This window comes from Variovorax sp. P4_D9 (assembly GCF_056401695.1).
In genome coordinates this window covers 1-5,614 of the sequence record NZ_JBFUIU010000591.1, presented here as the reverse complement: position 1 = coordinate 5,614, position 5,614 = coordinate 1, and the positions used below count along the sequence as shown (strand labels likewise).

The 5,614-nt window shown below is 58.9% G+C and carries 3 protein-coding genes and 1 pseudogene; 3 read left to right on the top strand and 1 reads right to left on the bottom strand.

The window, feature by feature from the left end; all coding sequences use genetic code 11:
- Positions 1-191 precede the first annotated feature (191 nt).
- From AC1DY5_RS39755 to AC1DY5_RS39745, 3 genes and pseudogenes are all read left to right on the top strand, one after another.
- A pseudogene (locus tag AC1DY5_RS39755) lies at positions 192-353 on the top strand (IS5/IS1182 family transposase); the annotation flags it as partial.
- 1,056 nt (positions 354-1,409) lie between these two features.
- Positions 1,410-2,189, top strand: a complete 780-nt coding sequence (locus tag AC1DY5_RS39750) for a glucose 1-dehydrogenase (RefSeq protein WP_478119952.1) — start codon at positions 1,410-1,412, stop codon at positions 2,187-2,189.
- A gap of 110 nt (positions 2,190-2,299) precedes the next feature.
- Positions 2,300-3,148: an SMP-30/gluconolactonase/LRE family protein gene (locus AC1DY5_RS39745; RefSeq protein ID WP_478119951.1), complete on the top strand. Its 849-nt coding sequence runs from the start codon at positions 2,300-2,302 to the stop codon at positions 3,146-3,148.
- Positions 3,149-3,969: 821 nt separating this feature from the next.
- Here AC1DY5_RS39745 and AC1DY5_RS39740 read toward each other — a convergent pair.
- A complete protein-coding gene (locus AC1DY5_RS39740; RefSeq protein WP_478119950.1) occupies positions 3,970-5,445 on the bottom strand; it encodes an NAD-dependent succinate-semialdehyde dehydrogenase in 1,476 nt (491 codons plus the stop codon).
- Between the last annotated feature and the right edge of the window lie 169 nt (positions 5,446-5,614).

The following is a 5,614-nucleotide window of genomic DNA, read 5'->3' as shown; positions in this document are numbered from 1 at the left end:
AGCTACGACCTCGACCACTCCCTTGGCGTCCAAGGCTTCGCCACCTCGCTCACAGAGCACCAGCCGATTGGCCGGAGTGGACTTCTTCGCTTCTTCGAATTGGCCGAGCTAAGGAAAAATGCTGATCAATAGGTCGAAGCGGGCACGGCCCGTGCAGGCGTGAAGGCATCGCAAGTCATAGCACCACCGAGATGAACCAACGCAGCTTTGCCAGCGCCGAGTACACGATGAAGAAGAAGCGCACGCGACGCGAGAAGCTTCTGGCCGACATGGAACGCGTTGTGCCTTGGGCACGCTTGATCGCAGTCATCGAGCCGCTGTACCCCAGGAGCGGGCGCGTCGGCCGACAGCCGACAGCCGATTGGTATCTACGCTGGATCACAAAACGCTTGAAGAGATTCGCCAGTGCGTTGAATGCCACACCGTTCATCGAATTGCTCGAGAAGATGATGAAGGGTCGCAGCAAGCCGGTGCACCTGGTGACGGATTGCCGGCCCACAAGAAAGCCAACGTGCGCGAGTAAGTCGAATCCACTCAGGTCAAGCTGAGCATGCACAATCTGCCGGGCTACGCACCGGACCTGAATCCGGACGAACTGATCTGGAGTCAGGCCGATCGTAATGGGGTAGCTCGCAACCCATTGCGAGCTGGAAACTCGAAATCCGCGTCGACCAGCAACTGCGCAATACGCAGAAGAATCGCCGGCTTGTTCGATCATTCTTCGAAGCGCCCTCTGTCACCCATATTTCCGACTACTGAGTAGCTCGCACACCCGCACACCACTTGGACACCCGACCGCTGAGCAGGTCGCCGTGCTTGAGGCTCAAGTCTTCTTGGAAGAAGTCGTCATCGGCAACTCGGGTCGCTTCATCTGACGCGCCCAACCTAAACATCCCGGTGCCCACCAGATGGATGATGATCCAGCCGCCGATGTGGACGTTCCCAAGGCGCGTCGTGGAGTGCACGCTTGCGCCTGACGAGGACGGCCAAGAACTGGCCCCGAGCCGCCGCAGGGCCGGATCGCAGCTGGCAATCGCTGGGTTGGAGGACAACTTGGAGTGAGCCGTGGCCACTTTCAAGAGAGCGTTCGAAAAGTACGACGCTTCGAGTCGCGAGAGAGCAGTTGGCTTTCCATTCCCACCGAGACATCATGAGCAACATGGTCTCCCATCTTTCGGCTCCTTCTTTCGTCGAAGGATTCAAGCGTTTACTGATTGATCGAGAAAATCCGTGTGCATGATCCAGGCCGACCGAGCAGAGGGCTTCGATAGAGGTGTGTTCACTCCAGGAGCTACAACAAACATTCACCATAGCGATTTCATCGGAGCGCCATCGTCCAAAGGCGCACGTGTTCTTTTATCGAGCCGTCGATGGCTCGCAATCAAGGTTCGGCAACCAAGGAGATAAACATGGCTGCAATTCAGCAGAAGCGATTCCAGGGAAAGGTGGCGTTCGTCACAGGCGCCGGAAGCGGCATTGGGCGTGCAACTGCGCTCGCCTTTGCACGGGAGGGCGCAAATGTCGTGCTGGCTGACATTTCCGAGGAAGCCAATCTGGCCACTGCCAAGATCATCGAGGAAATCGGAGGATTGGGAATCGCAGTGCGGTGCGACGTCGCGGAAGTGCGCGACGTCAAGGCGGCGCTTGACAAGACGATTGAAACTTTCGGACGTCTCGATGTGGCCTTCAACAATGCCGGAATCGAACATCAGGTAAAGACGCTGACCGAGACCTCCGAGGAGGAATGGGATCGCGTGATTCGTGTGAATCTTCGAAGTGTGTTCGTGTGCATGAAATACGAAATCGAACTCATGCTTCGAAATGACACGGGTGGCGCAATCGTGAACACTTCGTCCACTGCAGGCTTTATTCCTTTCCAGGGGCAGGGGGCGTACAGCGCTTCCAAGTTCGGCGTGACTTGCATCAGCAAGGTGGCGGCGCTCGAGTATGCAAAATCTAAAATTCGGGTCAATACCATGTGCCCCGGCATCACCGATACCGCGATGATGTCGCGCATCACCGGCAACACTCCGCAAGGCCTCGCGCGCGTGCTGGAGATGGAGCCGGTTGGCCGGATGGGTAAGCCAGAGGAAATCGCGGCGTCGGTGCTTTTCCTCTGCTCAGACGAATCCTCGTTTACCACCGGACACGCCATGGTGGTTGACGGCGGCCAGTCGACGGGTATCTGAGGTAGTGCGATCCTGGCAGAGTGATCCCGTGCAACACAACGGGCTCGTTCGAGACTTCGCCTGATCGAATCGCTGTCGCGAAATACCTATCTTTTTTGGAGACCCGCATCATGGTCAAGGAGCATAACTCCACGCTTTGGGCAGGCGACTTTGCCTTTCTTGAGGCGCCGCGTTGGCATCGAGATCGTATCTGGGTGTCCGACGTATTCGGCAAAAAGCTGTATACGGTTCAGCGGGATGGAAGCAGGACATTGCAATGCGACGTGCCGCATCGACCGGCCGGCATTGGCTTCCTTCCTGACGGAACGCCAGTCGTTGTATCCATGCAGGACCGCAAAATCCTGAAACTGGTGAAGGGAGTACCTGAAGTCTATGCAGATCTATCCAGTGTCGCTCGCGGCGATTTAAACGACATGGTTGTCGACGAGAGAGGTTGGATTTACGTAGGCAATTTCGGCTATGACAGGCTTGGCGGTGCACCGAAAGCGCTCACGGATTTGCATGTGGTCGAGCCCGACGGATCGATCCATGTCGCTGCGGGTGGCTTGGAATTTCCAAACGGGATGGTCATCATCAACGAGGGACGTACGCTGGTGGTCGCGGAGACATGGGCGTGTCGACTGACTGCTTTTGACCGCGATTCGGATGGCCGATTGTCGAATCGACGTGTTTATGCCCACCTAGGGGATCGCGAGCCAGATGGCATCTGTGCCGACGCATCGAATGCAATTTGGGCCGCGTGCTTCAACACCGGCGAATTCGTCCGGGTGCTCGACGGCGGTGAAATTACAGACCAGGTGCGATGCGGTCGACATGCAGTTTCCTGTTCGCTGGGTGGAGTTGCGGGTAAAACACTCTTTTGCAGTGCATACACAGGGAACTACGAGGAAATGCTCGCTGGCGAGCTTCTTGGTGGAATCTTTACCGCAGAAGTCGAAGTCCCTGGCATCCCCTTTTGAAAACATCGGGAATCCGGGCAGTAGGAACGCCGCCTCCTCTCCAAGTTCGTCGCAGCACTCTCACCGCGGCGCGCCTCGAGATGACAGCGCGGGAGGGTCACCTGACTCTCGCGCAACTGTCAGATCACTCGTTCGGCCTGCTCCTGCTGGCGTTGCAGCGTTGCAGCTGCGTTGTGCGATGCACTGCGCCGGTGGCTCGGTCGCGAAGGGTCGCAAGCTCGACCTTCACTGCCCCCTCGACCCTCGATGTTCCCTGGCGCCGATTCGACGTGGCCCTCATGACTTTGGACCAGCGCTGGCGATGTACATTGCCAGTGAAGGGCCTGCCGGCGTTAGCTTGGCCCGCGGGCCATGGGCTCGCGACCCGATGGCCAACTGCTGCACCCTGCCCTCGGTCCGCTGGCTGCCGCTCTCCAGCCGCTCGCCCAGTGTGGAGAACCAGTGCTCCAATATCGGGCTCAGGTGTGGGGCGAGCCGTTTGTGAGCTAGATCCGGCCGATCTGGCGATCTGGAGCAAACGCTCGATACCGACCCCCATGCATTTGGCAGCATGACGGCATGACTTGCTGCAAGTGGAAACGAGGCAGGGTCATTCCATCAAAACATCCTGCTCACGTGTTCACGCGGCCGCCCTCCGCTAGGTGGCCTCAAGGCCACGGATGCAGCGGATCTCCTTGGTGAGACACAATCGTCGTCCCACTACGCTGTGCGTTTTTGATCTAGAGGCGCCGAAGTCCTGCAAATGGTCGGATCTTCGAGCACGATTTCGCCGGCTGCAATGCATCTCGCACTACCCACTTCGATCTTCCGAGGCGAGCGCTTTAGACTCGAGCCGTACTTTGAAGCACCGTCTTAGTGAACAGGTAAGCATCAAGGCTGCCAGGGCCGCCCTCGCGACCGAGGCCGCTGTCCTTAATCCCGCCAAACGGAGTATCGGCATCGGGGGTGTCGAAGTGGTTAATCGACAGCATTCCAGTCTCAAGCCGCCGGGCGATCTGTTCTGCTTCGTCGAGCGAGTTCGTGAATGCATAGGCTGCCAGCCCAAACGGCAGCGAATTGGCAATTCCAATAGCATCATCAAGACTGGCCGCGGGAACGCACGCAGCGATGGGACAAAAGGGCTCAGTGCGCATTACTTCGGCCGTGAGCGGCACGTCAGCCAGCAACGTGGGCGCGAAGAAAAAGCCACGATCACCAATGCGATGGCCGCCTGTTGCGACTTTGGCGCCGTGCCTTCTGGCGTCCTCCACCAGCGCCTGCGCCGCGGCGAGCCTGCGGTCGTTGGCAACCGGCCCAACGTCGACGCCGGGCTCCATCCCATTCCCCACCCTGAGCTCGGATAGCGCAGAAGCGAAGGCTTGCACAAACTGCTGATAGACGTTACGGTGCACAATGAAGCGTGACGGTGAAGTGCAGATCTGCCCGGCCGCGCGAGTCTTCGTGATCGCCGCCAACCTCGCAACCTCTGCGACCCGTACGTCTTCCCCGACTAGCACGGGAGCGTGCCCACCAAGTTCCAGCAAGGTAGGTTTCATCGCACGCGCGGCAAGCTCCGCCAAGTGCTTGCCCACGAGAGTCGACCCCGTGAACGTGACCAGTCGAATCGTCGGAGAACCGATCAGGGTCGATGAAATCTCTGCGGGATCTCCCAGGACGAGGTTGAGGACTCCTGGCGGCAGCCCCGCGTCCTCGAAGCATTTGACAATCTCACAAGCGGTGCCTGGCGTTTCTTCGGCAGGCTTGAGGATAACGGAGCACCCCGCCGCGAGCGCGGCTCCCGTCTTTCGGGCGATGGCACCCATTGGCCCGTTCCAAGGTGTGACTGCGTACACGGGTCCCACGGGTTGTCTGAGAATGAGCTTCTGCATGTGGGGTGCACTGGGAACGATGATCCCGTATGCGCGGGCCGCCTGCCCGATTTCCCAATCGTAGAAGCTGAGCGATCGCTCAACTTCGGCTCTCGCTTGAGCAAGCGGCTTCCCATTCTCAAGAGTCAAAACGATCGCGATTGCTTCCGCCCTTTCTCGCATGAGGCTGACGGCGCCCTGCATCGTACGGATTCGGGTCTGCGGTGGGGTGTCGCGCCATGCGACGAAGCCTCGCGCAGCTGCCTCTAACGCACGCTGAAGGACGGCCCCATCAGCCTTCGGAACGTGCGCGAGTACTTCCTCGGTTGCCGGGTTGATGACCTTGCTTACTGAAGAAACGTCATGGATCCACTCTCCATTAATGAAAAGGCCGATCCGTGGGTAACACGGACTGTCCTGCGTTGAGGGTGGCACTGCCTGAGTTGTCATCTAGAAAGTTCCTTAAGTGAGGATGGCGCGCCTTGGCAGCGCATCTTCAACGACCATGTCGGCTCCCTTAGCACCGATCATCAGGGTCGGGGCATTGGTGTTACCGGAAGTGACGTGCGGCATGACCGACGCGTCGATCAACGCGCCCGCCGCCGCCGAGGAATTGCCC

Coding starts and splice junctions, on each gene's coding strand:
- AC1DY5_RS39750 (WP_478119952.1), top strand. CDS start 1,410: ATGGCTGCAATTCAGCAGAAGCGATTCCAGGGAAAGGTGGCGTTCGTC.
- AC1DY5_RS39745 (WP_478119951.1), top strand. CDS start 2,300: ATGGTCAAGGAGCATAACTCCACGCTTTGGGCAGGCGACTTTGCCTTT.
- AC1DY5_RS39740 (WP_478119950.1), bottom strand. CDS start 5,445: ATGACAACTCAGGCAGTGCCACCCTCAACGCAGGACAGTCCGTGTTAC.